Origin of the sequence: Neisseria sp. 27098_8_139 (assembly GCF_041433195.1) — a bacterium.
GTDB classification, from domain to species: Bacteria; Pseudomonadota; Gammaproteobacteria; order Burkholderiales; family Neisseriaceae; genus Neisseria; species Neisseria subflava.
In genome coordinates, this window is the sequence record NZ_JAPWBA010000003.1 from 50,924 (window position 1) to 77,287 (window position 26,364).

At 47.7% G+C, this 26,364-nt stretch carries 25 protein-coding genes and 7 tRNA genes; 19 read left to right on the forward strand and 13 right to left on the reverse strand.

All coding sequences use genetic code 11. From position 1 onward, the window contains the following. Nucleotides 1-18: 18 nt before the first annotated feature. Nucleotides 19-693 carry a DNA repair protein RadC gene (radC, locus tag O3660_RS04735; protein WP_039863560.1) on the reverse strand — a complete coding sequence of 225 codons (675 nt, stop codon included), beginning with the start codon at nucleotides 691-693 and terminating at the stop codon, nucleotides 19-21. 37 nt (nucleotides 694-730) lie between these two features. Next, complete coding sequence (locus O3660_RS04740; protein WP_371464606.1) at nucleotides 731-1,384, reverse strand: IS1595 family transposase; 654 nt, start codon at nucleotides 1,382-1,384, stop codon at nucleotides 731-733. 508 nt (nucleotides 1,385-1,892) lie between these two features. Between O3660_RS04740 and O3660_RS04745 the strand changes: the two genes are divergently transcribed. The 6 genes from O3660_RS04745 to O3660_RS04770 all read left to right on the forward strand — a co-directional run bounded on the left by O3660_RS04745 (nucleotide 1,893) and on the right by O3660_RS04770 (nucleotide 8,045). Then, nucleotides 1,893-3,017: an ABC transporter ATP-binding protein gene (locus tag O3660_RS04745; RefSeq protein ID WP_003685445.1), complete on the forward strand. Its 1,125-nt coding sequence runs from the start codon at nucleotides 1,893-1,895 to the stop codon at nucleotides 3,015-3,017. Between the two features lie 15 nt (nucleotides 3,018-3,032). Then, on the forward strand, nucleotides 3,033-3,998 hold the full coding sequence (locus tag O3660_RS04750) for an ABC transporter permease subunit (protein ID WP_049352799.1): 966 nt from the start codon (nucleotides 3,033-3,035) through the stop codon (nucleotides 3,996-3,998). Then, entirely contained in the window at nucleotides 3,998-4,885 is an 888-nt protein-coding gene (locus O3660_RS04755; RefSeq protein WP_049332683.1) for an ABC transporter permease subunit, read from the forward strand. The genes O3660_RS04750 and O3660_RS04755 overlap by 1 nt, the downstream gene beginning before the upstream one ends. A gap of 149 nt (nucleotides 4,886-5,034) precedes the next feature. Continuing rightward, nucleotides 5,035-6,330 (forward strand): FAD-binding oxidoreductase, encoded by a 1,296-nt coding sequence (locus O3660_RS04760; RefSeq protein ID WP_049352800.1) that lies wholly within the window; start codon nucleotides 5,035-5,037, stop codon nucleotides 6,328-6,330. 108 nt (nucleotides 6,331-6,438) lie between these two features. Further along, entirely contained in the window at nucleotides 6,439-7,389 is a 951-nt protein-coding gene (trxB, locus tag O3660_RS04765; RefSeq protein WP_003685652.1) for a thioredoxin-disulfide reductase, read from the forward strand. 170 nt (nucleotides 7,390-7,559) lie between these two features. Next, nucleotides 7,560-8,045, forward strand: coding sequence for a DUF4189 domain-containing protein (locus O3660_RS04770; protein ID WP_049352801.1), 486 nt, complete (start codon nucleotides 7,560-7,562; stop codon nucleotides 8,043-8,045). Nucleotides 8,046-8,115: 70 nt separating this feature from the next. On the opposite strand, the gene O3660_RS04775 is transcribed toward O3660_RS04770, so the two are convergent. The 4 genes from O3660_RS04775 to O3660_RS04790 all read right to left on the reverse strand — a co-directional run bounded on the left by O3660_RS04775 (nucleotide 8,116) and on the right by O3660_RS04790 (nucleotide 9,653). After that, a complete protein-coding gene (locus O3660_RS04775) occupies nucleotides 8,116-8,556 on the reverse strand; it encodes a hypothetical protein (RefSeq protein ID WP_371464608.1) in 441 nt (146 codons plus the stop codon). A 71-nt stretch (nucleotides 8,557-8,627) separates the two neighbouring features. Further along, the gene (gene smpB, locus O3660_RS04780; protein WP_003679566.1) at nucleotides 8,628-9,074 is read right to left on the reverse strand and encodes an SsrA-binding protein SmpB; all 447 of its coding nucleotides are present in this window, start codon (nucleotides 9,072-9,074) and stop codon (nucleotides 8,628-8,630) included. Between the two features lie 84 nt (nucleotides 9,075-9,158). Continuing rightward, the gene (locus O3660_RS04785) at nucleotides 9,159-9,374 is read right to left on the reverse strand and encodes a hypothetical protein (protein WP_003679564.1); all 216 of its coding nucleotides are present in this window, start codon (nucleotides 9,372-9,374) and stop codon (nucleotides 9,159-9,161) included. A gap of 75 nt (nucleotides 9,375-9,449) precedes the next feature. Beyond that, a complete protein-coding gene (locus tag O3660_RS04790; RefSeq protein WP_003682902.1) occupies nucleotides 9,450-9,653 on the reverse strand; it encodes a cold-shock protein in 204 nt (67 codons plus the stop codon). Nucleotides 9,654-9,910: 257 nt separating this feature from the next. Here O3660_RS04790 and clpS point away from each other — a divergent pair, with 257 nt between their 5' ends. Next, on the forward strand, nucleotides 9,911-10,222 hold the full coding sequence (clpS, locus tag O3660_RS04795; RefSeq protein ID WP_003679561.1) for an ATP-dependent Clp protease adapter ClpS: 312 nt from the start codon (nucleotides 9,911-9,913) through the stop codon (nucleotides 10,220-10,222). A 3-nt stretch (nucleotides 10,223-10,225) separates the two neighbouring features. Then, nucleotides 10,226-12,505 carry an ATP-dependent Clp protease ATP-binding subunit ClpA gene (clpA, locus tag O3660_RS04800; protein WP_371464610.1) on the forward strand — a complete coding sequence of 760 codons (2,280 nt, stop codon included), beginning with the start codon at nucleotides 10,226-10,228 and terminating at the stop codon, nucleotides 12,503-12,505. 66 nt (nucleotides 12,506-12,571) lie between these two features. Here clpA and tkt read toward each other — a convergent pair whose 3' ends face one another. Next, nucleotides 12,572-14,551, reverse strand: coding sequence for a transketolase (tkt, locus tag O3660_RS04805; protein ID WP_049352809.1), 1,980 nt, complete (start codon nucleotides 14,549-14,551; stop codon nucleotides 12,572-12,574). Nucleotides 14,552-14,999: 448 nt separating this feature from the next. On the opposite strand from tkt, the gene ccoG reads away from it, so the two are divergent. From ccoG to O3660_RS04860, 11 genes are all read left to right on the forward strand, one after another. Continuing rightward, a complete protein-coding gene (gene ccoG, locus O3660_RS04810) occupies nucleotides 15,000-16,484 on the forward strand; it encodes a cytochrome c oxidase accessory protein CcoG (protein ID WP_049352811.1) in 1,485 nt (494 codons plus the stop codon). Between the two features lie 5 nt (nucleotides 16,485-16,489). Further along, nucleotides 16,490-17,056: a FixH family protein gene (locus tag O3660_RS04815; RefSeq protein WP_080974688.1), complete on the forward strand. Its 567-nt coding sequence runs from the start codon at nucleotides 16,490-16,492 to the stop codon at nucleotides 17,054-17,056. Nucleotides 17,057-17,732: 676 nt separating this feature from the next. Next, a complete protein-coding gene (gene pgsA / locus O3660_RS04820) occupies nucleotides 17,733-18,293 on the forward strand; it encodes a CDP-diacylglycerol--glycerol-3-phosphate 3-phosphatidyltransferase (RefSeq protein WP_003679552.1) in 561 nt (186 codons plus the stop codon). A 94-nt stretch (nucleotides 18,294-18,387) separates the two neighbouring features. Beyond that, nucleotides 18,388-18,463: transfer RNA gene (locus tag O3660_RS04825), tRNA-Gly, on the forward strand. 34 nt (nucleotides 18,464-18,497) lie between these two features. Next, nucleotides 18,498-18,573: transfer RNA gene (locus tag O3660_RS04830), tRNA-Gly, on the forward strand. Between the two features lie 24 nt (nucleotides 18,574-18,597). Next, nucleotides 18,598-18,673: transfer RNA gene (locus O3660_RS04835), tRNA-Gly, on the forward strand. A gap of 21 nt (nucleotides 18,674-18,694) precedes the next feature. Beyond that, nucleotides 18,695-18,770: transfer RNA gene (locus O3660_RS04840), tRNA-Gly, on the forward strand. Nucleotides 18,771-18,806: 36 nt separating this feature from the next. Continuing rightward, nucleotides 18,807-18,880: transfer RNA gene (locus O3660_RS04845), tRNA-Cys, on the forward strand. Between the two features lie 10 nt (nucleotides 18,881-18,890). Then, nucleotides 18,891-18,968, forward strand: a tRNA-Cys gene (locus O3660_RS04850). Nucleotides 18,969-18,989: 21 nt separating this feature from the next. Then, nucleotides 18,990-19,079: transfer RNA gene (locus O3660_RS04855), tRNA-Leu, on the forward strand. Nucleotides 19,080-19,333: 254 nt separating this feature from the next. Then, complete coding sequence (locus tag O3660_RS04860; protein WP_049351211.1) at nucleotides 19,334-21,343, forward strand: LTA synthase family protein; 2,010 nt, start codon at nucleotides 19,334-19,336, stop codon at nucleotides 21,341-21,343. 99 nt (nucleotides 21,344-21,442) lie between these two features. Here O3660_RS04860 and rfaD read toward each other — a convergent pair whose 3' ends face one another. The 6 genes from rfaD to O3660_RS04890 form a co-directional block, all read right to left on the reverse strand. Continuing rightward, entirely contained in the window at nucleotides 21,443-22,447 is a 1,005-nt protein-coding gene (gene rfaD / locus O3660_RS04865; protein WP_049351210.1) for an ADP-glyceromanno-heptose 6-epimerase, read from the reverse strand. A 139-nt stretch (nucleotides 22,448-22,586) separates the two neighbouring features. Further along, entirely contained in the window at nucleotides 22,587-23,549 is a 963-nt protein-coding gene (gene rfaE1 / locus O3660_RS04870; RefSeq protein ID WP_049351217.1) for a D-glycero-beta-D-manno-heptose-7-phosphate kinase, read from the reverse strand. Nucleotides 23,550-23,590: 41 nt separating this feature from the next. Continuing rightward, entirely contained in the window at nucleotides 23,591-24,262 is a 672-nt protein-coding gene (locus O3660_RS04875) for an NAD(P)H-binding protein (protein ID WP_371464612.1), read from the reverse strand. Nucleotides 24,263-24,275: 13 nt separating this feature from the next. After that, complete coding sequence (pyrF, locus tag O3660_RS04880) at nucleotides 24,276-25,007, reverse strand: orotidine-5'-phosphate decarboxylase (RefSeq protein WP_049351208.1); 732 nt, start codon at nucleotides 25,005-25,007, stop codon at nucleotides 24,276-24,278. 109 nt (nucleotides 25,008-25,116) lie between these two features. Next, complete coding sequence (adk, locus tag O3660_RS04885; protein ID WP_003682888.1) at nucleotides 25,117-25,764, reverse strand: adenylate kinase; 648 nt, start codon at nucleotides 25,762-25,764, stop codon at nucleotides 25,117-25,119. A gap of 71 nt (nucleotides 25,765-25,835) precedes the next feature. Beyond that, complete coding sequence (locus O3660_RS04890) at nucleotides 25,836-26,354, reverse strand: hypothetical protein (protein ID WP_049351207.1); 519 nt, start codon at nucleotides 26,352-26,354, stop codon at nucleotides 25,836-25,838. Nucleotides 26,355-26,364 lie beyond the last annotated feature (10 nt).

Below are 26,364 nucleotides of genomic sequence, written 5' to 3' on the forward strand. Positions count from 1 at the left end.
CCGTCTGAACATTCATCCTTACATATAGCCCTGTTCGCGCAAAGAGCAGGTTTCTTTTGCCGTCACGATAAAATGGTCCAACAGCGTAATATCGACCAAACTTAAAGCCTGTTTCAAACGCTCTGTAAACTGTACATCAGATTCAGACGGCCTTGCCGAACCGCCCGGATGGTTGTGTGCCAAAATCAAACTGTCGGCATATTCATCCAATGCCAATTTGACGATTTCACGGATATAAACCGTATTTTCCGCTACCGTACCGCGCGACAATTCCCGTACCGCAATCAATTGATTTTGACGATTGAGCAGCAAAGCAACACTGACCTCGATTTTTTCATGCCCAAGGTGCAGGCGCAGATAATCCGCAACCGATTTCGGATTTGACAAAACAATCTGCTCCTGCAAATCTTCACCCAAAATCCGCCGCCCGATTTCTTTGACCACGGCAAACTGAGTATAGCTCGCCAAACCCATGCCCTTATAAGCAGCGAGTGTTTTGGCATCCGCACTCATCAGCTTCCCCAAGCTGCCAAATTCACCCAACAAATAACGCGCCAAATCAACCGCGCTCATACCGCGCGTTCCAACACGCAATAAAATTGCCAGCAACTCCGCATCACTCAACGCCGCCGCACCATGCGCCAAGAGCTTCTCGCGCGGCCGCTCCCCCTCGGGCCATTCTTTGATACTCATATTTTCCCTTTTATTTTGGGGCTGACGTAGATTAGCCCTAAATTCCACACCAATCCCGCAGGATTTTAAGCTGTTGAGACGGTGTGCCGAAGTTAAATCGAAATTCGCATTCTTTCAAGAACAGCGGGAAAGATTTGCGATCGATTCCGTTGTATTTTCGCAAGACACGTTTTGCCTGATTCCAAAAATTCTCAATGCCGTTAATGTGGTTCTGACGGTCGGCAAATTCCTTGGAATGGTTGATGCGGTAATGGATGAAACCGCTCACATCCAACTTGTCGTAGCTGCTCAGGCTATCCGTGTAAACAATGCTGTCCGGCATGATTTTCTTTTTGATGACGGGGAGTAACGTTTCAGACTTGGCATTATCCACCACAACGGTATAGACCCGTCCGTTGCGTTTCAGAATACCAAAGACAACCACTTTTCCTGCCGCGCCGCGACCACGTCTGCCTTTACGCCGTCCGCCGAAATAGCTTTCGTCCAACTCGACAGGGCCCTCAAAAACCTCATCGGCAACCAAGGCCAGATAATGGCTGATAACCATACGAATTTTGCGGTAGAACAGAATAGCGGAGTTGGGCTGAATGCCCAAAATATCGGCAGCGGAACGGGCGGTAACTTGGAGTACAAAAAATTCAAGTAGTTTCTTTTGAACTCTCTTTCTTAATTTACAATTGGTTATCTGCATTTTCGTAGCCTAGCATAACTGCTAATCTACGTCAGTCCCTTTATTTTTTATATAGCGGATTTAGTTTCAATTTTGAGCAAACCGCCCCGCCCGATATAAAACGTAATCCATTATGGTTTTAGCAAATAAATGCAATTTGCGTATTTTATTCTATTTTGAATAATTATTTAAGACATATAAATAACAATTAAGCCACTTTGTGCAGAAAAACAACGTTACCCATTTTCGCTATCCTGTTCCCCTGCCTGCCTTTCCTTTCATATTTGTTTCAAATCAGTCGATACAAGCAATTTCATATTGCCCCTATGAGGCTTAGGCTAATATAATATCGAGTTTGCCGAGAGCAAAAGCTTAGGCTTAAACTGCTTTCTATCCACGCTGCCCGTGCGCTTTACAAGAGTTTCAGACGGCCTCCGTCTGACTCCCGCCAGCAATCAAACAGCTTTTTATCACCCATTCGAAAATCCGTTTTGCCGGTACTCGTCTTTCTTTTTGGAGTATTGCCATTATGACCGCAACCACTGCGTCTTCAGCCAAACCTTATCTGCAAATCCAAGGCTTGGTGAAAAAGTTTGGTGACAATTACGCTGTCGATAACATCGACTTGGACATTTACCAACATGAAATCTTTGCCCTTTTGGGCAGCTCAGGCAGTGGCAAATCCACGCTGCTGCGCATGTTGGCAGGCATGGAAAGCCCCAATCAGGGCAAAATCATTCTCGACGGCCAGGACATTACCAAGCTTGCTCCGTACGAGCGCCCAATCAACATGATGTTCCAAAGCTATGCCCTGTTCCCGCACATGAGCGTTGAGCAAAACATCGCTTTCGGTCTGAAACAAGACAAAATGCCTAAAGGCGAAATCGATGCCCGTGTGGAAGAAATGCTGCGCCTGGTGCAAATGACCAAATACGCCAAACGCAAGCCACACCAACTCTCCGGCGGCCAGCAACAACGTATCGCTTTGGCGCGCAGCCTGGCGAAACGTCCTAAAATCCTGCTGCTTGACGAACCTTTGGGCGCACTCGATAAAAAACTGCGCCAACAAACCCAACTGGAATTGGTCAACACGCTGGAACAAGTCGGCGTAACCTGCATCATGGTTACCCACGACCAAGAAGAAGCGATGACCATGGCTACCCGTATCGCCATTATGTCTGACGGCCAATTGCGACAAGTCGGTACGCCTAGCGACGTGTACGATTATCCTAATAGTCGCTTTACTGCCGAATTTATCGGCGAAACCAATATTTTTGACGGCGTCGTTGTTGATGACCGCGCCGATTTCTCCATCGTCAAATGTGACGGCTTGGAAAACCACGTCCGCATCGACCACGGCTTGGGCGTTCCGAACGACCATGAAATTTGGATCAGCATCCGCCCTGAAGACATTGATTTGCACAAAGAAAAACCAGAACACTTAGGCGCGCACAACTGGGCTCAAGGCACAGTCAAAGAGATTGCCTACCTGGGCAGCTTTGCGATTTACCACATCAAACTCGCCAACGGCCGCGTCGTCAAGAGCCAAGTTCCCGCACCTTATTGGTATGTGCGTAACATTACGCCGCCGACTTGGGATGAAACCGTCTATATCAGCTGGCCTGAAAACCAACCGACACCTCTGTTCAGTTAATTTGAGGGAAATGCGATGAACCTTAAAAAACTGAAAAATAAACTGTTCCGCCGCCCTGGACAGCGTGCAGTGATTGCCGTGCCGTATATCTGGCTCTTGGTGCTGTTTCTGATTCCGTTCGCCATCGTCTTGAAAATCAGCTTTGCCGAACAAGAAATCGCCATTCCGCCATTTACGCCGTTGACAACGATTGATGAAGATTTAGGCCGTCTGAACATTGCCATCAGCTATCAGAACTACGCCGACATTTTCCAAAACTTTTGGAATACGCTCAATCCGTTTGGCGACAGTGAAAACAGCAATATCTATCTGATGACCTACTGGTCTTCGATTAAGACGGCGCTGACGACGACCATCATCTGCCTGCTGATTGGTTATCCGACCGCTTATGCCATTTCACGCGCGAATCCGGCTGCGCGCAACGGCCTGCTGTTGGCAATCATGCTGCCTTTCTGGACCTCTTTCCTGTTGCGTGTTTACGCATGGATGGGCTTATTGGGACACAACGGCATCATCAATAATTTCTTAATCAAATATGGAATCATCAGCGAGCCTTTAGACCTGTTCTACAATTCTTTCTCGCTGAATTTGGTGATGGTTTACGCCTATTTGCCGTTTATGATTTTGCCGCTGTACACACAATTGGTAAAACTGGACAACCGTCTGCTCGAAGCCGCTTCCGACTTGGGTGCGGGTCCGATCAAATCGTTCTTTACCATTACCCTGCCTTTGTCCAAAACCGGCATCATCGCAGGCTCTATGCTGGTCTTCGTTCCGGCCGTCGGTGAATTTGTGATTCCTGAATTGGTGGGCGGTTCTGAAAACCTGATGATCGGTAAAGTATTGTGGCAGGCATTCTTCGACCAAAACAACTGGCCGCTGGCTTCTGCCGTTGCTGTCGTCATGGTTGCCCTGTTGGTTGTACCGATTGCCCTGTTCCAACACTATGAAAACCGCGAATTGGAAGAAGGAGGCAAATAATGCAGAAAACCAAATTATCCTGGTTCTTGAAACTGATGCTCCTGCTCTCGCTGGCATTCCTCTATATTCCGCTGGTGGTTTTGGTCATCTATTCTTTCAATGAATCCAAGCTGGTTACCGTTTGGGGCGGTTTCTCGACCAAATGGTATGGCGCATTGATGGAAAACGACACCATCTTGGAAGCGGCCTGGCTGTCATTGCGTATCGCCATCGTTTCCTCGCTTGCTGCCGTGGCACTCGGCACATTGGCAGGCTACGCTATGGCACGGATTAAACGCTTCCGCGGCAGCACCCTGTTTGCCGGTATGATTTCCGCGCCTATGGTGATGCCTGACGTGATTACCGGTTTGTCCATGCTGCTGCTGATTATTCAGGTTCAAATGTTCCTGCAAGGCAGTGAATTGCTGCAATCGCTCTACTTCGATCGCGGCTTCTTTACTATCTTCCTCGGCCACACCACGCTTTGTATGGCGTACATTACCGTCGTTATCCGCTCGCGCTTGGTGGAATTGGATCAATCCTTGGAAGAAGCTGCAATGGACTTGGGTGCCCGTCCGCTGAAGATTTTCTTCGTGATTACCCTGCCGCTGATTGCCCCTGCGATTGCTTCCGGCTTCCTCTTGGGCATTACCCTGTCTTTGGACGACTTGGTGATTACCTCCTTCCTGTCAGGCCCGGGTTCATCGACATTGCCGCAAGTGATTTTCTCCAAAATCAAACTCGGCCTTGACCCTCAGATGAACGTTTTGGCAACTATCCTGATCGGCATCATTGGTACGCTGGTGATTGTCGCCAACTACTGGATGATGCGTCAGGCAACCAAACGTGAACGCGAGGCTGCCGAAGCCTACCGCCAAGAAAAATTGGCAGCCGAGAAAGCCGCCTAATATGCAGACAGGCTGTCCGATAAAGCGTCGGAACAGCCTGTTTTATTAACTGCATCTTATCCTTTCAGACGGTCTGAACCCAAACCCACATTCCAGGCCGTCTGAAAACCTATTTTCAATGAAGTGAAAACCAACCTAAAGCTCAAATCATGATTAATCCCAGCTTCAAAGAATACCTTCCTTCCTACTATGTCAGCACGGCCAATCCCCATCCGTCTTATCCGACGCTTGAAGGCCGTCTGAAAACTGAAACCTGCGTTATCGGCGGCGGCCTGTCCGGTTTATGCACCGCCCTACCGCTTGCCGAAAACGGCCATGACGTCATTGTGCTTGAAGCCGCCCGTATCGGTTTCGGCGCATCAGGCCGCAGCGGCGGACAAGTCATCAGCGACTTTGCCTGCGGCATGGAAGAAATCGAAAAACAAGTCGGCTTGGAACAGGCACAATGGTTCTGGCAGCAATCTCTGCAAGCCGTTGAACTGGTTGACTCGCGCATTCAAAAACACAATATCCAATGCGATTGGCAACGCGGCTACGCTACCGTCGCCGTCCGTCCTCAGCATTGGGAAGAATTGCAACAATGGCACGAACACGCCCAAAAACATTATGGTGCAAGCCATTACCAGCTTTGGGATAAAGCCACGCTAAAGCAGCAACTTGCCAGCGATATGTATCAAGGCGCGCAATTTGATCCTTTATCAGGCCACTTACACCCGCTCAATTACACCCTGGGCATTGCTAAAGCGGCAGCAGATGCAGGCGCACAACTTTTTGAGCAATCCCCGATGACGCGTATCGAGCCATGCGATAACGGCTGGCTGGTTCATACGCCCAATGGCAGCGTTGAATGCAAAAACCTCGTTTATGCCGTCAACACTTATGCAGGCTTACACCCGAAATTCAAAGTATTGGAACAAAAAGCCATTGCAGTCAGCACCTTTATCATCGCCACCGAGCCTCTGGGTGAGCGTGCCAAAGACCTGATCCGCAACAATATGGCCATCTGCGACAACCGCCACGTCCTCGACTACTATCGCCTCAGCGCCGACGGCCGCCTGCTCTTCGGCGGCAAAGACAACGAGTTTATCGATGACCCTGACCGCATGACCGAACTCGTCCGTCAAGACATGCTGAAAGTTTTCCCGCAACTTGCCAATGTCAGAATCGAGCATTCTTGGGGCGGCGAATGCGACATCACGCGCAATCTCGCCCCACACTTCGGCCGCCTCGCCCCTACTGTTTTCTACGCCCAAGGCTATTCCGGACACGGCATGGCGATTACCGGCATTGCCGGTTTGGCGATTGCCGAAGCCATCATGGGCGATGAGGGCCGTCTGAAACCTTTTGAGCAACTTCGCCACAGCAATATCATTACCCAGCCTTTCCTGCGCAAACTCGGCTCTTTCCTCGGCTCAAAATACTATCAATGGAAAGACAGCCACTAAACCCAAACAACAAACATATTTCAGACGGCGGCAGATTCAAGTAAAATTCAGGCCGTCTGAAAGCTTAGATACGACAAAATTCAATCATTTATCAGCAAGGAAACCATCATGAGCAACCATCACAAACTCATCATCCTCGGCTCCGGCCCTGCCGGCTATACTGCCGCCGTCTATGCCGCCCGTGCCAACCTCAACCCTGTGATCATTACCGGCGTTGAGCAAGGCGGACAACTGATGACCACCACCGAAGTGGACAACTGGCCTGCCGATGCAGGAGGCGTACAAGGTCCGGAACTGATGGCACGTTTCCAAGCTCATGCTGAACGCTTCGGTACTGAAATGATTTTCGACCAAATCCATACCGTTGATTTGCAAAACCGTCCTTTCACCCTCAAAGGCGATATGGGCGAATACACCTGCGATGCGCTCATCGTTGCCACCGGCGCATCCGCCAAATATTTAGGTTTGCCAAGCGAAGAAACCTTTGCCGGGAAAGGCGTTTCCGCCTGCGCAACTTGCGATGGTTTCTTCTACAAAAAACAAGATGTTGCCGTAGTAGGCGGTGGCAATACCGCTGTGGAAGAAGCCCTCTACCTTGCCAATATCGCCAACACCGTTACCCTGATTCACCGCCGCGACAGTTTCCGTGCCGAAAAAATCATGGTGGATAAACTGATGCAACGCGTCGAAGAAGGCAAAATCATCCTCAAGCTCAACAGCTCGGTTGATGAAATCTTGGGCGACGAAAGTGGCGTTACCGGTGCACGCCTGAAACACAATGACGGCAGCACTGAAGAAATCGCTGTAAAAGGCGTTTTCATCGCCATCGGCCACAAACCCAACACCGATATCTTCAAAGGCCAACTCGATATGGATGAAACTGGCTACCTGAAAACCAAAGGCGGCACCGGTGACAATGTCGGCGCAACCAATATCGAAGGCGTATGGGCGGCAGGCGACGTCAAAGACCATACCTACCGTCAAGCCATCACCAGCGCAGCTTCCGGCTGCCAAGCCGCACTTGATGCCGAACGTTGGCTCGACCGCCACGGCGTATAAGCCTCTAAGCTACGCCCTATTCTTTAAAACATAATAAAAGGCCGTCTGAAATCTCAGACGGCCTATAATCTATCTACCACACTCAAATATTCATTTTAAAAGCAAATTTATATCAAATAAGAACTTTTGCTTTATAATAACGACAAATACCCAACAAACAGGGAACAAACATGAAAAAAACACTAATGACACTTATCCTTTGCGCACTGACTCCTGCCGCCCTGGCTGCCGATACTTACGGCTACCTGGCCATGTGGCAAAACCCTGCCGACAGCAATGAAGTGCTGCAAATCAAAACCACCAAAGAAAATGCCACCCAACTGGATGCGACAGCCGAACTCGAAACATTCTGTAAAGGCCAAGATGCCTTAGCCGGTATCAGCGCAGGCCAAGCAACAGGCTGTAAAACGGTTGTCCCTCTGCACAACACCTGTATCGCTGTTGCCTATCCTAAAGCCATGGGCAAATTGACTGCTCAAAACGTAGTAGCCATTACCTCCCCTCGTTTCAAAACCGTGCATCAAATTGCCTTGAACCAATGTATCAAAAAATACGGCTCACAAGGACAATGTGCTTTAGAAACAGTCTATTGCACTTCCGAAACCTACTATCAAGGTACGGTCAAAACCCTTTGGGAAAAAATCAAATCCATTTAAGGCCGTCTGAAAATAAAACCGGCTTGCCCGATATTCTCTATCACGGCAAGCCGGTTTTTTATTCTGGCTTTTATTTGCTGTTTTTTTCCAACAATTTGGCCACAACGCCTTCAGCCTGTTTCACCAAATCAGGATTGGTTCGGAAGTGGTTTTCATCATTCAAAGAGTAGCTGACAGTCGAAACCGCGTACTTCGTGCTTCTCAACACAAATACACCTTTACGCAAGATTTCATTATTGCCTTTGGTTTTATAACGTAGATTATACGGGCAAGAAGAATCATACAGTTTGCCACGGTTATCCGCTGTCACAATCGTGCTGCCGATACCGCGTTTTGCCAAAGCTTTAGACAAAGCACGATCCAAATCATGCGGCCTTACTTTTGCATTTTGAATGATGCAGACATGTTTGATGCTGGTCAGCTCTTCAGGTTTCAATACTCGTTGTTCCGTAGTGGAACACGCACCCAACAACAATACGGCAGAAGCCACCGCTAAAATCATAGTTTTCATCTGTTTTCCTTTTTAAAATTTTCAAACAATAAATATTCAGACGGCCTTTATAAAAAGGCCGTCTGAAAAAATCAACGTACGTTTTTCATTAAACGCTGTTTCTCACGCTTCCAATCCGCTTCTTTCAGGCTTTGGCGTTTGTCATGCTGTTTCTTACCCTTAGCCAAACCGATTTCCACTTTGATTCTACCTCGGGTGTAATGCAGGTTTAAGGGCACAATCGTATAACCGGCACGTTCGGTTTTGCCGATTAACTTGTTGATTTCCGATTGTTTCAACAACAACTTACGCGGACGGACAGGATCGGGTTTGACGTGTGTCGAGGCAGTGGGCAATGCGGTAATGTGGCAACCCACCAAATAGAATGCGTCTTTTTTCCAGTAGATATAGCTTTCTTTTAATTGAACGCGTGCAGCGCGGATGGCTTTGACTTCCCATCCCTCCAATACTATACCGGCTTCGATTTGGTCTTCGATAAAGAAATCGTGAAAGGCTTTTTTATTATTGGCAATACTCATTGTGCTGATTCTTTACAAACTTTTCAGACGGCCTATTTTATCAGGCATGCTTAAAAAATAAAACGGCAAACGGTTTTGAAACGTTTATTCGCTTAAAACATGGCGGCGGTAAAAGCGGTCGATATCAGCAATCGCTTTTTCATCTTCAGGGCGCAAATCCAGTTTCAAATCGGCAAGGCGGATCAAGATTTGGTCTTCACGCTCGGCAACGGCGCAGCTGACCTCGCCTTCGCTGCGAAAATGACGGATAAGCTCGTCCAACTGGTTTAAAGCATTTTGATAAGATGAATTTTGATTCATAATTTTTGCCCCGAACACCCATAAAAAATGGCGGGAAACCCCGCCATGATTTTACGGCTTACGCCACGCATTTGATTAAGCAGCTTGAATGTTAGCAGCTTGTTTGCCTTTAGGGCCGGTGGTTACGTCGAAAGATACGCGTTGACCTTCTTTCAGGGTTTTGAAACCATCCATGTTGATCGCTGAGAAGTGAGCGAACAAATCTTCGCCACCTTCATCAGGAGTGATGAAACCAAAACCTTTAGCGTCGTTAAACCATTTTACGATACCGGTTGCCATTAGAAACTTCCTATACTTAAAAATTAACAAAATTAGCAAAACAAGGCATACAGCAAACTAAAACGTTCAGCGTTTCTCCCCCGTATTGTATACGCGGTCGAGTGCCAACTTCTGCTTAACCGTCTTTTTACATTTGTTAAGACAAAACGTCAAGCTATGTTTTCAAAAAAGTGGGAAAATAGAAAAAAATTGCCGAAATACAACAGAAAACGGTTTACACTCTAAAACAGGCCGTCTGAAAACTGAAACCTAAGATTATGAACCATCCGAATACCGACCACCAATCCGATACCCTGCTCAGCGATATCAACACACAGCCGCCGAAACGTTACGGCGTATTTTTATTGAACGACGATTACACCACCATGGAATTTGTCGTCGAAATCCTGACCGAAGTCTTTATGCTTGCACAGGAACAAGCAGTGGCCGTCATGTTGTTGGTGCACCACGAAGGCAAAGGCCTGTGCGGCACCTACACGCGCGATATTGCGCAGACCAAGCAGCATCAGGTCATGGAACGTGCTAAAGCTGAAGGGCATCCGCTCAAATGTATAGTCGAAGAGGTTTAAATCATGCTTTCACCCGAATTGGAACACATCCTGCAACTGCTCTATCGTGAAGCACGCAACGCCCGCTATGAGTTTATCAGCTTGGAACACCTGCTTTTGGTGCTGATAGAAGAAGATGCAGCTGTGCCGAACGTCTTGAAACTATGTGGTGCGGATTTAAAAGTCCTGTCCGAGCAGCTTGCGGCCAGCGTTGCTGAAAACACGCCGCAAATTCCCGATCATCTTCTAGATACGGTCGAAACCCAGCCGACATTGGGCTTCCAACGCGTCATCCAACGGGCAATGGTGCATACCCAGTCTGCCGGCAAAGCCGCAGTAGAGCCTTTAGATATTTTGGTTGCCATGATGAGCGAATCTGAAAGCCATGCCGTTTATTTCCTCAAATTGCAATCCATTACGCGCTTTGAAGTCTTGCGTTGCATTGCCCATGGCTCGCCCGATGACGAGGATGGCAATGATTCAGACGGCCTGGGACGCGAGAGCGAGGAAGCGGAACAGAAAACCGGCTCCCTTTCCGACTACACCGTCAACCTCAACGCCGAAGTCAAAGCCGGCCGCATCGACCCCTTAATCGGCAGAAAACACGAAATGGAACGGCTGGTGCAAATCCTGTGCCGCCGCCGCAAAAACAATCCGCTTTTGGTCGGCGAAGCAGGCGTGGGCAAAACCGCGCTGGCGGAAGGCTTGGCGCATCAAATCGTCAACGGCGACATTCCCGACGCACTCAAAGATGCCGAAGTGTACGCGCTGGATATGGGTTCGCTTTTGGCGGGCACGAAATACCGCGGCGATTTTGAAGCGCGGGTCAAATCCGTCTTGAAACAGCTCGAAAAAATCCCGCACGCCATTTTGTTTATCGACGAAATCCACACCATCATCGGCGCGGGCAGCACCAGCGGCGGCACGATGGACGCATCTAACCTACTCAAACCTGCATTGGCGAAAGGCTCATTGCGCTGTATCGGCGCGACTACTTACGACGAATACCGCACCATTTTCGACAAAGACCACGCCCTAAGCCGCCGCTTCCAAAAAATCGACGTGGTCGAACCCACCGTCGCCGAAACCGTGCAAATCCTGCGCGGCTTGAAACCGATGTTTGAAGATTTCCACCAAGTCCGCTATACGCAAGGTGCACTTGAAGCCGCTGCCGAACTCTCTGCCCGCTACATCAACGAACGTTTCCTGCCCGACAAAGCCATCGACGTGATGGACGAAGCAGGCGCGGCGCAACGGATTTTGCCCAAATCCAAACAGAAAAAAGTCATCGGCAAAGCGCAAATCGAAACCGTCATCGCCAAAGTTGCGCGGATTCCTGAAAAAACCGTGTCGCACGACGACAAACAAGTGCTGCAATTCCTCGGACGCGATTTAAAAAACATGGTTTACGGTCAGGAAAACGCCATCGACGCGCTGGTTGCCGCCGTCAAAATGTCGCGTTCCGGCCTCGCCCTGCCCGACAAACCCATAGGCAGCTTCCTCTTCTCCGGTCCGACCGGCGTCGGCAAAACCGAAGTCGCCAAACAGCTTGCCTACTCGATGGGCGTACCGCTGCAACGCTTTGATATGTCCGAATACATGGAACGCCATGCCGTATCACGCCTCATCGGCGCGCCGCCGGGCTATGTCGGCTTTGACCAGGGCGGTCTTTTAACCGAAGCCGCCAACAAACATCCGCACTGCGTATTACTCTTGGACGAAATCGAAAAAGCCCACCCCGACATTTTCAACGTCCTCCTGCAAGTCATGGATGCAGGCAAACTGACCGACAACAACGGCAAGAGTGCCGATTTCCGCAACGTCATCCTGATTATGACCACCAACGCAGGCGCGGAAAGCCTCAGCCGACCCAGTCTCGGCTTTACCACCAAGCGCGAACGCGGCGACGAAATGCAGGCGATCAACAAACTCTTCACACCCGAGTTCCGCAACCGCTTGGACGCGATTATCCCGTTTGCGCCCTTGTCCGAACCCGTCATCGCCAAAGTCGTGGACAAATTCCTGCTCCAGCTCGAACATCAGCTTCTCGACAAAAAAGTCGAAGCCGAATTCACACCGGCATTGCGCAAATATCTGGCGGAAAAGGGTTTCGATCCACAAATGGGTGCGCGCCCGATGAACCGCCTGATTCAGGAAAAAATCCGCAAACCACTCGCCGACGAACTCCTGTTCGGCAAACTCGCCGAAGGCGGCTTTGTGCGGATAGACTGGGATACAGCGAAAGAAGAAGCCGTATTGAAGTTTAAGAAAAGCAAGGTCAAACCTGAAACAGAAACTGTTTAACCGACTGAAAAATAAAAGGCCGTCTGAAATTTCAGACGGCCTTTTTATCTCAATCAAAAATCTGATTTACAAAACGGATTTAACAGTGGCAACCACATTATCTACAGTAAAGCCGAATTCTTTGAACAGCAAATCAGCAGGTGCAGACTCGCCGAAGCGGTTAATACCAACCACTGCACCGTTCAAACCGACGTATTTATACCAACCGTCGGCATGTCCGGCTTCTACGGCTACGCGTGGCAAGCCTTCGGGCAGGACGGCGGCTTTATAGGCGGCGTCTTGGCGGTCGAAGACGTTGGTGGACGGCATGGAAACGACGCGGACGGAGATGTTTTGCGCGGCGAGGGCTTTTTGCGCTTCCAAGGCCAGCTCGACTTCGGAACCGGTAGCAATGACGACGGCTTGGGCGTTGCCTTGGGCTTCGCTGATGACGTAGCCGCCGCGTTTGATGTCGTTCAGTTGTTGCTCATCACGCGCTTGGAATTTCAGGTTTTGACGGCTGAAAATCAGGCTGGACGGATGATCGGCCGCTTTAACGGCTTCAGACCACGCTACCAAAGATTCAACGGTATCGCATGGACGCCATACATCCATATTCGGAATCAGGCGCAGGGTGGCGGTTTGCTCGATGGGTTGGTGGGTCGGGCCGTCTTCGCCCAAACCGATAGAGTCGTGGGTAAACACAAATACAGGGTTGATTTTCATCAGCGAAGCCATGCGCAAGGCATTTCGCTCGTATTCGCTGAACATCAGGAAAGTCGCGCCGAATGGTTTCACACCGCCATGCAGGGTAAGGCCGTTCATGATTGCGCCCATGCCGAACTCACGCACACCGTAGTGAATATAGTTGCCGCCGTGTTCGCGGGTAACGGAAACGCTGTTTGACCAGTCAGTCAGGTTGGACGGGGTCAAGTCGGCAGAGCCGCCCACCAATTCAGGCAGCTCTTTTGCCAAGATTTCAATGCTGTTTTGACTGGCTTTACGGGTGGCGATGGTTTCTGCTTTGGCACACACTTCTTTCAATGCAGCTTGAACGTAAGCGTCGAAATTGTCCGGCAGTTTTTTATCCATGCGGCGCACAAATTCTGCGGCTTCAGCAGGATATTTGGCTTGATATTGAGTGAAGAGTTTGTTCCATTCGGCCTCAAGTTTCGCGCCTTTTTCTTTTGCATCCCATGCAGCATAGATTTCTTGAGGAATTTCAAACGCAGGATAAGCCCAACCCAAATGTTTGCGCGTGGCTTCGATCTCGTCCGCACCCAAAGGCGCACCGTGGGTTTTATGGCTGCCTTCTTTGTTGGCACTGCCTTTACCGATTAAGGTTTTGCAGCAAATCAGGGAAGGTTTGCCAGTTTCGGCTTTGGCCGCTTCAATGGCCGTCTGAATGGCATCAGTGTCATGGCCGTTTACATTTGGAATCACATGCCAGCCGTAGCTTTCAAAGCGTTGCGGAATATTTTCGGTAAACCAACCGTCCACTTTACCATCGATGGAAATATTGTTGTCATCATATAAAACAATCAGTTTGCCCAAGCCCAAAGTACCGGCAAGCGAGCAGGCTTCATGCGATACGCCTTCCATCATACAACCGTCGCCCATGAAGACGTAGGTGTGGTGGTCAACGATATTCAAACTGTCTTTATTGAATTCGGCAGCCAAGATTTTTTCAGCCAAAGCCATGCCTACTGCGTTGGCAATACCTTGTCCCAATGGGCCGGTTGTGGTTTCCACGCCGTCGGTGTAGCCGTATTCAGGATGACCGGGGGTTTTGCTGTGCAGTTGGCGGAAGTTTTTCAGATCATCAATAGAAACGTTGTAGCCGGTCAGGTGCAACAGGCTGTAAAGAATCATGGAAGCATGACCATTGGAGAGGACAAAACGGTCGCGGTTGTAGAATTTCGGGTTGGCCGGATTATGATTGAGGAACTTCGTCCACAATACTTCCGCCATTTCCGCCATACCCATAGGCGCACCCGGGTGGCCGGAGTTGGCTTTCTGTACGGCATCGACTGAGAGGAAACGGATTGCGTTTGCCAGTTGAGACATGGTTTGACCTTCCTTGGACAAGATTGGAAATTTGAAAAAGTGTGCCGATTATCGCCTGAATCAGCAGTGCTTTCAAGAATAGCCTTTTATATTTGCATTGTCAGACGGCATGATTTCCAACAGGCCGTCTGAAACAGACGGGATAGATGATATTAACTGTTATTTCGTTTTGAAACAGTATGTTGTAAATTTTTTATCGGACAAATAGGAAATCACTATAAGCATAAACCTACGCTTATTCCGTAAGTCTTTGAATACTGCTCTTTTCAGACGGCCTTGTATGAGGCAGGAGTACCGCAACTATTGTTAAGGGCAAGCCCTGCTTTTGCTTTGCATAGAGTCAAATGTTATGATTTTATATGCACTCCAAAGGCCGTCTGAAAATACTCGCATCAAACTACTACCATGACAAAAGGCTTGTGTGCACTTCGATTAAGGAACACTGATTATGTCACCCGAAAACCAAGCTGAAAACACCACACCCTCAACAGAAAAAACGGCAAAAGCCACTCCGCCCAAACCTTCCAAACCCAAATCCAGCGTAATTCAAATTCATCCCGAAGGCGAACGCATCCATCCGAAAAAGGCAGAAGGACGCTTTGCCAAACTTCGTATCGCCGCCGTATTGGCGACCCAGTTTGTATTTTACGTAATTCCATGGTTTAACTGGAGTAACCGTCAGGCAGTTTTATTCAATATCCCTGACCGTCATTTTTTCATTTTCGGCCTGTCACTGGGCATGGGCGACTTGATTTATCTTGCCCTGCTGCTGATGATTTGCGCTTTCGGCCTGTTTTGGTGGACAACCATTGCCGGTCGTTTGTGGTGCGGCTACTCTTGCCCGCAAACGGTTTACACCGAAATCATGCTTTGGATCGACAACTTGGTTGAAGGCGACCGCAACAAACGTTTAAAACTGGAAAAATCGCCTTGGAACTTTACTAAAATCCGCATTAAGGCCACCAAATACCTACTGATTTTCCTTGTCTGTGCGTGGACAGGTATCACTTTTGCAGGCTGGTTTGTCCCTATCCGCCAGTTTGTTCCCGATTTATTCACCGGAGCAGCAGGCGGTGGCGCAATGTTTGCCGCAGCGTTTTACGGATTCATGACCTTCTTCTTTGCCCACATCATGCGCGAAAAAGTGTGTCTGCATATGTGCCCGTATGCACGCTTCCAAAGTGCGATGTTTGACAAAGACACGCTGATTATTTCCTACGATACCGAACGCGGCGAACCTCGCGGTGCACGCAAAAAAACCGCCAACAAAGAAGACAGCGGTTTGGGCGACTGCATCAACTGCACCATGTGCGTACAAGTCTGCCCCGTCGGCATCGATATCCGCGACGGCCTGCAATACCAATGTATCGGTTGTGCAGCCTGCATCGACGCTTGTGATGAAATCATGGACAAAATGGGCTACGAGCGCGGCTTGATCCGTTATACAACCGAAGGCGCGTTGGAACACGAATACCCTGAAAGCGACATCAAAAAACGCTTGAAACGTCCTCGCGTTGCAGGTTATGGTGCAGTATTGTTTGTGGTTATTATTGCTTTCTTAACCGGCATTTCTACCCGTAAAATGATCGAAGTGGATATTCTAAAAGACCGCGGTGTGATGGTGCGTGAAAACAGCCAAGGCTGGTTGGAAAATGCCTACAACCTGCGCATCATTAATAAGAGTGAACATGAACAGACCGTTACTGCAACAGTCAAAGGTTTTGATGATATCGCCTTGACCGGCTTGCCAGAAAACGGTATTAAAATTGCACCACGCGAAACCGTGACCATTCCGGTTCAAGTGTCCACCCTCCCTGAGTACGCCGAAAAAGGCAGTCAGCCGATTGAATTTACCTTCACATATCGTGAAACCGATGTCGCTGATGCCGAACCGACTGTCCTGAATGAAAAAGCAACCTTTATTGGAGAATAACAACGGTGTCCAAACCCAATCTCACTAAGCCTTGGTATAAACACATTTGGCCCTGGGTGCTGATGGCCGGCCCCATCTTCGTCGTTATTGCCAGCGTTTCCATGTTCTTTGTCGCAAAAGAACACACGACAGACTTGGTGTCTGACGATTACTACAAAGACGGCAAACACATCGAAATCCAACTTCACCGCGATGAAGAAGCCGTTAAACGGCAGATTCAGGTGCAGGTTTTAATCAGTCCGGACATGAATGCAGCCAAAGTATTCGTCAGTGGACAATTCGATCCCAAACAGCCATTAAACCTGCTTCTGATGCACCCGACACGCAAAGCTGACGACCAAACCGTTAAGCTGCGCGCCGTAACAGCCGAACCGCAAAACGGCCGTATGGAATACGAAGCCATCTTCAAACCTCTACCCCAAACCAACCATTGGTATTTGCGTGTTGAAGATACCTCAGGCGTGTGGCGTGTTGAAAACAAATGGATAGTCAGCCAAGGCAACGCAGTCAATCTGACGCCTATGGACAAATTGTTCGACAACGGCAAACAAGCCGCTTCAGAAGAACAATAAATCCCATGTTCAGGCCGTCTGAAACCTTTCAGACGGCCTGAAAATCTTTTTACCCTCTATCATTCTTTAAAATATGATTTTTTCCAATTGGCGCAGACTAACCGAAAATGAAATCCGTATGGCAAAACAGGTTTTTGCCGACGGCATAGACTTCAACCGCATTAAAATATATCGCGGCATTCCCTTCCTGCCCAACCCCAATACCGCTATCGCCCCCAATGGAAATATATATTTCCCACGCAAACACTGTCCAGATGATTTCACTCAAGCCGGCATCGCCTACAAAATCTGGCTGATTCATGAACTGACGCATGTCTGGCAACACCAGCTCGGTCACAAAGTTTGGTTATCTGGTTTATTCATTATGCTCAAAGGCGGATATAGGAAACGCAAAGCTTACGCCTATCCCATGCCTTTGCCTCACTTTAACCAACTCAATATCGAGCAGCAAGCTGACCTCGTTGCCCACTATTTTGCAGCCACTTACCTGCCCAAAAATATTTACACCCCTCAACAACCCATTTTTCAGACGGCCTTAACAGACTTCCTTCACAACCCGCATAACAAAGCCCTATGCCCACGTTACTTGTCGGCAAAAAAACAACACTCTAAAAAGCCCAGCGAGCAAATAAGCTATAATGGACAATCCGACACATCGTCCAAAAGGTCCCCAACCATGCCTTGGAACATACCTATTTTACTTACCTGGATGCGCGTCCTATTAATCCCCGTGTTCACCATCCTATTCTATTTACCGAACACATGGATTCAACCACAAACCGTCAACTGGACAGCTGCCATCATCTTTGCACTTGCAGCCATTACAGACTGGTTTGACGGCTTTTTGGCACGCCGCTGGAAACAAACCTCCGACTTTGGCGCATTCCTCGACCCCGTTGCCGACAAACTCATGGTTGCCGTTGCCCTACTCCTGCTCGTCAGCCTTGGCAGAACATACGCCATCTTCGCCATGATTATTATCGGCCGAGAAATCACTATTTCCGCCCTGCGCGAATGGATGGCACAAATGGGCAAACGCGGCAGCGTCGCCGTAGCCACTATCGGCAAATTCAAAACCACTGCCCAAATGATCGCCATCTTCCTTTTGCTTATCGGTACGGACAAATATAACGACCCTTTCTATCTCATTGGTAACATATTGATGTTTATAGCATCCGTATTGACCATCTGGTCCATGTGCTACTACCTGAAAATGGCATGGAAAGAATTCAAATAAAATTTTTAAAAAATAAAAACAAAACACTTGACGCACACGATTAAATCCATAATAATTGCGTCTTCTTCGATATTACGAAGCAACAAATATCAGAGCGGGAATAGCTCAGTTGGTAGAGCGCAACCTTGCCAAGGTTGAGGTCGCGAGTTCGAGACTCGTTTCCCGCTCCATCTTGATTACTTGTTGATTGTTCTTTTTCAATATGCGGGAATAGCTCAGTTGGTAGAGCGCAACCTTGCCAAGGTTGAGGTCGCGAGTTCGAGACTCGTTTCCCGCTCCAGTTTAATTTCAGATGCACTCAAATGCGGGAATAGCTCAGTTGGTAGAGCGCAACCTTGCCAAGGTTGAGGTCGCGAGTTCGAGACTCGTTTCCCGCTCCATTAAATCATGCATCCGAATACGCGGGAATAGCTCAGTTGGTAGAGCGCAACCTTGCCAAGGTTGAGGTCGCGAGTTCGAGACTCGTTTCCCGCTCCAGTTTCAATACTATAAACACTCCAAAGTAGTTTATTTGGCGAGATAGCAAAGTGGTTATGCAGCGGATTGCAAATCCGTCTACGCCGGTTCGATTCCGACTCTCGCCTCCATCCATTTCATGGCGGGGTGGCAGAGTGTTTATGCTATAAGGGGTGCAACCCTTATATAGGCCGGTTCAAATCCGCGCCCCCGCCTCCAATCTCTCGATTTATTGTCTACGCCCGGGTGGTGAAATAGGTAGACACAACGGACTTAAAATCCGTCGGCCCTAAACCGGCCGTGCCGGTTCGATTCCGGCTCCGGGCACCATTTACCGCTTTTAAGCGGTTATTTTTTTGTCTAGTACCCACGCCTAATAATAGAAAAGATAGCCCATTAACAGCTTTGTAGTTATAAGTACCCACTATTCTATCTAGGACAAGAAATTCATTTAAACCAGTCTATCTCCTTTCCAAACTCAAATCATCATATCATATGATTTCTATAAAAATTATATGCTAGTTTAAAACCCTTAAAAGGTTATAAAATAACGCCGTTTTAAATACTTATTACATATCTAAAAAATGTCTCGTCTACTTACCTACAAAAAAATTCTATGTAATTCTTTTTCATTATGGCTTTGCACTGTTCTAATTCTTTTTATTGAACGGTGTTTAATGTCACAATATTATCTATCAGATGATATCCGTAGTCGTTATTCCGAGGATATTATCCAGCTTATGCTCAAAGGGTTATTATTTGATATCAAAGCTGCTTCTGTATTAACGGCATTACCATTTTTACTGGGATTATTCAGCTTATTAAATTCAAAAACTGTTGTAGCATATGGACGGATTCAAGCTCTATTGTCTACAGTATTGTTATCTATCGTTTCTGCTCTGGCTATAGGGAATTGGTTTTATTATGGAGTCTACGAACGCCAATTCGATGTTTTTATTTTTGGTCTTGCAGAGGAAGATACTGTAGCCGTACTCAAAACTATTTGGTCCGATTTCCCAATTATTTGGGGATTAATTGCTTTAGCCATAGCAGTAACCCTTTTTTGGAAATGTTTTTCCCAAATTAACAGATACTCTTTTTCTGCTACTACTACAAGCAAAGCAACTTGGGTTGCTATCATAATGATACCTATCTTAATCTTAAGTATTGGTATACGTGGTTCGTTTGGTAAATTCCCTTTACGTCAAACTTCCATGCAAATTTCAACCTTACCGCAAATAAATAAATTAGTTCCCAATGCACTAATTTCTTTAAATTGGGCTTTTGCAGAACATCGAAACAGTAATAATTTTATCGAGGTTACCGATTCAGATGGTATTGAACTGATGAATCGTCTACAAAATCAAAAAGCTGATGCCAATTTAAATCGCTTATTTACACAAACTAATAAAAATTTGATTGTTGAACAACATAAGCCCAACGTTGTATTTGCTGTTATGGAAAGTATGAGCACTCACTTGCTTTCTCTAAATACGCCTGAACGAGATCTATTAGGTGAATTAGATAAACATTGGAAAGAAGATTGGGTTTATTCACGTTTTATCTCTGAGGGTGATGGCACTAGCGACTCACTACACCGTTTTTTTATTCGTAGCCCACGCCTTAACCTTAGCCAATCTGCTGCTAAAAATAAAACTTTTCCTGGAAACATGTTTAAACCATATCTTGATGCAGGATATCGTATTGTGTATATCACTGCCGGTAATGGGGGGTGGCGTGATTTTGATAGTTTTCTGCGTCATTTGGGTGTACATGAAATTATTGATGAAAATGCGATCAAAGCACGCTACCCTGAAGCCCAATCCAGCACATGGGGAGTACCTGATGAATTTATGTTCCGATATGCAGAAGACGAGTTGAAACAAGCAAAAAAAAATAATACCCCCGTATTCGTCATGATGCTATCAGTAACTAATCACCCCCCATATCAATTACCTAAACCTAACCCAACTAAAGATTTTCATCTCACTGAGCAAGAAAAACAGCGACTTTCCAGTCTAGCAACAGGAAAAGAATTGAATGAGATTTTTAACACATTCCGATATAGCAACGACCAACTTGGACGCTTCATTAGTCATACAAAATCTATTGCACCGGATACTATTATTGCTGCAACTGGAGACCATAATATGCGAGCAATCAGTTATCCTGCACCTAATGAAATTGCCCTTGGCCACAGTGTACCATTCTATCTTTATGTTCCACCTACTTACCGCTCCAATGCAGAATATCATCCTGAGCGGGCAGGCTCACATAAAGACATTTTGCCAACGTTATATAATCTTAGCCTATCAGAAATACCTTATTATCAAACCGGTTGTAATTTGACTGCACCTACTGTTGATTCCTCATGGTGTGGCTATGGTTATAATCCTGAAGTTTTAATCACCAAACATGGTTTTTATAATTTAAACAATCAGGAGTTTCATCGTTGGGATAATCAGGGGCTGCAAACAGCAGAAGCTGAAATCAGCCAACCACCTGCTGAAGATATACCTTTTATTGAACGAGGTAGTGTTTACACTCAATTTTTAGATTGGCAAATTAACCGTATTGCAACTACCCATCACTAAGAATACAACTAAATTTTTATACTATCTTAGTAAAATAAAACCGACTTACCCAAACAGGTAAGTCGGTTTTATTCTCAGACAACATTACTGTACTATTTATTAAACCAAGTTCTCCAGCATCCATTTAACGTAACGGCTGACACCTTGTTTTACATCCAAGAATTCTTCTTTATACCCGGCTTCGCGCAGCTTGGTGATATCCGCTTGAGTAAAGCTCTGATATTTGCCTTTAAGTGCATCGGGGAATGGGATATAACGGATAAGTTCTTCTTCAACCAACTCTTTCAAACTCATTTCAGGTTTGCCTTCGGCTGCACGGCAGGCGTTGACGGTTGCGGCAGCAAGTTCGTTAAATTGTTGGCTACGGCCTGTACCGAGATTGAAGATGCCTGAAAGCTCAGAATGGTCGAAGAAGTAAAGGTTAACTTTGGCCACGTCTTCTACGCTGACAAAGTCGCGTGTTTGCTCGCCGTTGCCATAGCCGTCATTGGCGCCAAACAGATTGACATAGCCATGCTCACGGTATTGGTGGAAATGATGGAAGGCGACTGACGCCATACGGCCTTTGTGTTGCTCCTGTAGTCCGTAAACATTGAAGTAGCGGAAGCCGACAACTTGGGCTGTCAGACCTTCCTTCATACGGCGGCGCAACACTTGGTCAAACAAGAATTTAGAGTAGCCATATACATTGAGTGGTTTTTCCAGTTCGCGCTCTTCGCGGAAGATTTCGCCCTTGCCGTACACTGCGGCACTGGAAGCATAAAGGAACGGGATACGTTCATCCTGACACCAGTCCAAGAGGTCGAGCGTGTACTGGTAGTTGTTGTCCATCATGTAAAGGCCGTCATGATTCATGGTATCGGAACATGCGCCTTGATGGAAAACGGCTTCGATATCTTCGTAAGGCAGAAGATGGCCGCGCACTTGGCGGATGAATTCGTGTTTGTCGAGGTAGTGGGCGATTTCGCACTCGGCAAGGTTTTTAAATTTTTCGCCTTTGCTCAAATTGTCGACGGCAACAATGTCGGTAATACCGCGCTGGTTAAGTGCTTTGACGATGTTGCTGCCGATAAAGCCGGCCGCGCCTGTTACGATAATGGTCATAATGAATTTCCTTTATTTTGATTTTTCAGACGGCCTTGAAGAAATCATGCCGTCTGAAAATAAAAACTTGTCTGTCTGGATTATTTTCCAACTCTATTTTCAGACGGCCTTTAGATTTTAAGGCCGTCTGAAACAGCAATTATTGCTCTTCCAATGCCTTGGTCAATTCGGCAAACGAGCAAACCGCCGTACCAAGTTTCGCCACGACAACACCTGCCGCAGTATTGGCAAGGTGCATGGCTTCGGGCATGGTATAACCAGCGGCCAAACCCAAGCCCACTCCGGCAATAACGGTATCGCCCGCACCGGATACATCATAAACTTCTTGGGCCCGTGTAGGCTGATAAATCGGCTCACCATCATTGAACAGGGTCATACCCTCTTCGCTTCGGGTCAACAAAATAGCGGTCAAGTCGAGATGGCGGCGCAGGTTTTGGGCTTTTTCGGTCAAATCATTTTCGTTTTTCCAGCTGCCCACCACTTCTTTCAACTCTGCGCGATTCGGAGTAATCAGCGTGGCGCCGGCGTATTTTTCGTAATCGTCGCCTTTCGGGTCGATTAAAACGGGTTTACCGGCCTGTTTCGCCCAATCGATCATATCGGAAATATGCGACAAACCGCCCTTGCCGTAATCTGAAAAAATAATGGCATCGTATTCAGGCAACACTTCTCGATATTGATGCTTGATTTGTTCCAACACCTCACGATGAGGCGATTCTTCAAAATCAAGGCGGATAAGCTGCTGGTTGCGGGCGACGACGCGCAATTTGACAGTAGTCGCAATTTGTTTGTCGCGCACCAGATAGGAAGAAACGCCGTCTTGCTCCATCAATGCGTCTAACGCATCTGCAGCTTCATCATCGCCGGTTACGGACAACAGCCCTACTTTACCGCCCAATGAGGCGATATTGCGCGCAACGTTCGCCGCTCCGCCCGCCCGCTGGTCGATACGGGCGATTTTCGCCACCGGCACAGGGGCTTCAGGAGAAATACGGGACACATCGCCAAACCAATAGCGGTCGAGCATCACATCACCGACAACAAGGACTTTGGCTTGTGCAAAACGGGATTTGAGGGTTTCTTGTTGGAACTTGGTTACCATACTGGCTCCATTAAAATCTCTGTGTAAGGCTTGTTATCAGATTATTGATCTAACAGCCTAAAAATATCTTGAGGCTCATATACCTGCATATGGTTTTTCGAGTACGACGCCTGTTCATGAGATGACAACAACGCCGCTTTCAGCATGGCTTGTGCCAATTTTTCGACAGCAAGCGGACGTTGGCTTTTCAGCATGCTGATGCGGTTGAGTACGCGAAAAATCCGTTCGGCAATTTTCTCACCCAATCGATCGCTATTCGGACGAATCAATAAGGGCGGGCGGAAAATAATAAGGTGCGGAAAATTCAAAGCGATAATTGCTTGTTCCAATTCGCCCTTCATCCGTTGATAAAACAGGCGCGAAGCAGAATTTGCACCGGAAGCAGAAACCAAAACCAAAGCATTGACGCCGTTTTGTCTGGCTGCTTTGGCAAATTCAAGATTCGCCTCATAATCGATTGCCCATTGCGCTTCTTTACTGCCAGCCGCTTTCAGAGTTGTTCCCAAGCAGGCAAACAATACATCGCCCTGCACTTCTTCGCGCCAATCATCAGGCTTAGAAAAATCAATCTGATGGCTATTTAGTTTTTGGTGGGTAAAATCAGGATGTCTGCGACCAAAACAGTCGATAGACCCAACCTCTGAACTGGCTGCAAGCAAAGGCAACAAAGATTTCCCTGTCGCTCCTGTGGCACCAATTACAATCGCCTTCATACTTCAGACGGCCTTAAGCGTTGGCTACTCGATTGACTTCACGCAATACGGCCACCGGATCGGCAGCTTTGGTTACCGGACGACCCATTACCAAATAGGTTGAGCCGGCAGCCAAGGCTTCGGCTGGTGTCATGATGCGGCGTTGGTCGTCATTATTGCCTGCAACGTCCAAGCGGATGCCGGGTGTTACCAAGACAAAATCCTGTCCCAATTCGCGGCGCAGCGGCGCGGCTTCTTGAGCAGAACAGACTACGCCGTCCAAACCTGAGCTTTGCGTCAGTTTTGCCAAACGGATGACTTGCTCTTCGGGAGCGATGTTCAAACCAATTTCTGCCAAATCGCTTTGTTCCATGCTGGTCAACACGGTTACGCCGATCAAGAGCGGCTTGGTTTGATATCCGGCAACGGCTTCTGCTGCGGCTTCCATCATACGGCGGCCACCAGAGGCGTGCATATCGACCATCCAAACGCCCATATCGGCGGCAACTTTACAGGCCTGAGCGACTGTGTGGGGAATATCGTGGTATTTCAAATCGAGGAAAAGTTTGAAACCTTGATTGATTAAGCTTTCTGCCAAACTACGGCCGGTTGCGGTAAACAGCTCTTTGCCGATTTTGATTTGACACAGTGTCGGGTCAAGATTGCGGACAAATCCGAGCGTATCTTTTTCGTTGGCAAAATCGAGGGCGACGATAACGGGAGTACGTTGTTGCTGAGTTTGGAAGTCGGAGATCAAAGGATTCATAAGATGCCTGCGGATAACGGTTATAGCTTCGATTTTAACAGCTTTTGTACACAAAAGGCCGTCTGAAAATATTTTTTCAGACGGCCTTATGATTTTACTTTGGCAAAACTTATTTGCCCAAACCTTTCAATACTTCGGCTTTCACGGCTTCTACCGGTTGAGTGCCGTCAACTTTGATGTATTTAGGCGCGTGTTCGCCTTCCAGTTTGCTGTAAAAATCAACCAAAACTTCGGTTTGCTCGTGGTAAACGGCAAGACGTTTTTTCACGGTTTCTTCTTTGTCGTCGTCGCGTTGAATCAAATCTTCGCCGGTTACGTCGTCTTTGCCTTCGACTTTAGGCGGATTGTAGGTAACGTGGTAAGTACGGCCGGAAGCCAAGTGTACGCGGCGGCCGCTCATGCGGTCGACAATCACGCTGTCAGGCACATCGATTTCAACCACGGCATCCAAATCCACACCGGCTTCAACCATGGCTTCGGCTTGTGCCAATGTGCGTGGGAAACCGTCAAACAGGAAACCGTTTTTGCAGTCGTCTTGGGCAATGCGCTCTTTAACCATGCCGATAATGATGTCATCGCGTACCAAACCGCCTTCATCAATGATTTTTTTTGCTTCCAAACCCAGCGGAGTGCCTGCTTTGATGGCGGCGCGGAGCATGTCGCCGGTAGAAATTTGAGGAATGCCGAATGCAGCAGTGATGAATTGAGCCTGTGTGCCTTTGCCGGCGCCTGGCGCGCCCAACAATAATACTTTCATGATGAGTCCTTTTGGTTGACGGATTTAATGTTCAGATAATTTTACACGGCTTGTGTTTATCGTTCAAAACTTCAGACGGCCTCTTTCTGGCCGAAATGCTTCCATGCATCGTCGTGCATTTCGATAAACCATGAGTCTTCCGGGAATCGCTCTATCGCGTCTTTCAAAGTGGAAAGCAAGTTTTGCGATAAGGCTTTCGCCAAATATTCTTCTTCATTGGCTTCGGCCGCTTTGTCAGGCTGCTGCGCCAAACCGATTGCACGGGTTTGATGGCCATGAGCCAAGTAGTTGAGTGCAATGATTTTTTGTGCCCAAAGCTGCGGAATATCGGGATTATCTTGCAGCAATACTGACAAAATTGATACAGCAACGGTCAAGCGTCCGCCGTTCATACGCAAGTCCAACGACTGATTGGGCGGCAAAGTGCTGAGCATTTCTGCCATGCGGAACCAAAACTCGCCGCTGGCCTGTTCCGGCGCCTCTATTTTAAGCATGTCATAGTTGAATTCTTGTTCGTCATCTCTTACCAGCTTCTCCACGTCGGCAAGCAATTTTTGTTCTTCACGGCTCAAATAGCGGAAATCATTCATGTCTTTTCCT

Excerpts from the sequence above, each read along its gene's own strand:
- radC (WP_039863560.1), bottom strand. The coding sequence starts at position 693 with ATGAGTATCAAAGAATGGCCCGAGGGGGAGCGGCCGCGCGAGAAGCTC.
- O3660_RS04740 (WP_371464606.1), bottom strand. The coding sequence starts at position 1,384 with ATGCAGATAACCAATTGTAAATTAAGAAAGAGAGTTCAAAAGAAACTA.
- O3660_RS04745 (WP_003685445.1), top strand. The coding sequence starts at position 1,893 with ATGACCGCAACCACTGCGTCTTCAGCCAAACCTTATCTGCAAATCCAA.
- O3660_RS04750 (WP_049352799.1), top strand. The coding sequence starts at position 3,033 with ATGAACCTTAAAAAACTGAAAAATAAACTGTTCCGCCGCCCTGGACAG.
- O3660_RS04755 (WP_049332683.1), top strand. The coding sequence starts at position 3,998 with ATGCAGAAAACCAAATTATCCTGGTTCTTGAAACTGATGCTCCTGCTC.
- O3660_RS04760 (WP_049352800.1), top strand. The coding sequence starts at position 5,035 with ATGATTAATCCCAGCTTCAAAGAATACCTTCCTTCCTACTATGTCAGC.
- trxB (WP_003685652.1), top strand. The coding sequence starts at position 6,439 with ATGAGCAACCATCACAAACTCATCATCCTCGGCTCCGGCCCTGCCGGC.
- O3660_RS04770 (WP_049352801.1), top strand. The coding sequence starts at position 7,560 with ATGAAAAAAACACTAATGACACTTATCCTTTGCGCACTGACTCCTGCC.
- O3660_RS04775 (WP_371464608.1), bottom strand. The coding sequence starts at position 8,556 with ATGAAAACTATGATTTTAGCGGTGGCTTCTGCCGTATTGTTGTTGGGT.
- smpB (WP_003679566.1), bottom strand. The coding sequence starts at position 9,074 with ATGAGTATTGCCAATAATAAAAAAGCCTTTCACGATTTCTTTATCGAA.
- O3660_RS04785 (WP_003679564.1), bottom strand. The coding sequence starts at position 9,374 with ATGAATCAAAATTCATCTTATCAAAATGCTTTAAACCAGTTGGACGAG.
- O3660_RS04790 (WP_003682902.1), bottom strand. The coding sequence starts at position 9,653 with ATGGCAACCGGTATCGTAAAATGGTTTAACGACGCTAAAGGTTTTGGT.
- clpS (WP_003679561.1), top strand. The coding sequence starts at position 9,911 with ATGAACCATCCGAATACCGACCACCAATCCGATACCCTGCTCAGCGAT.
- clpA (WP_371464610.1), top strand. The coding sequence starts at position 10,226 with ATGCTTTCACCCGAATTGGAACACATCCTGCAACTGCTCTATCGTGAA.
- tkt (WP_049352809.1), bottom strand. The coding sequence starts at position 14,551 with ATGTCTCAACTGGCAAACGCAATCCGTTTCCTCTCAGTCGATGCCGTA.
- ccoG (WP_049352811.1), top strand. The coding sequence starts at position 15,000 with ATGTCACCCGAAAACCAAGCTGAAAACACCACACCCTCAACAGAAAAA.
- pgsA (WP_003679552.1), top strand. The coding sequence starts at position 17,733 with ATGCCTTGGAACATACCTATTTTACTTACCTGGATGCGCGTCCTATTA.
- O3660_RS04860 (WP_049351211.1), top strand. The coding sequence starts at position 19,334 with ATGTCTCGTCTACTTACCTACAAAAAAATTCTATGTAATTCTTTTTCA.
- rfaD (WP_049351210.1), bottom strand. The coding sequence starts at position 22,447 with ATGACCATTATCGTAACAGGCGCGGCCGGCTTTATCGGCAGCAACATC.
- rfaE1 (WP_049351217.1), bottom strand. The coding sequence starts at position 23,549 with ATGGTAACCAAGTTCCAACAAGAAACCCTCAAATCCCGTTTTGCACAA.
- O3660_RS04875 (WP_371464612.1), bottom strand. The coding sequence starts at position 24,262 with ATGAAGGCGATTGTAATTGGTGCCACAGGAGCGACAGGGAAATCTTTG.
- pyrF (WP_049351208.1), bottom strand. The coding sequence starts at position 25,007 with ATGAATCCTTTGATCTCCGACTTCCAAACTCAGCAACAACGTACTCCC.
- adk (WP_003682888.1), bottom strand. The coding sequence starts at position 25,764 with ATGAAAGTATTATTGTTGGGCGCGCCAGGCGCCGGCAAAGGCACACAG.
- O3660_RS04890 (WP_049351207.1), bottom strand. The coding sequence starts at position 26,354 with ATGAATGATTTCCGCTATTTGAGCCGTGAAGAACAAAAATTGCTTGCC.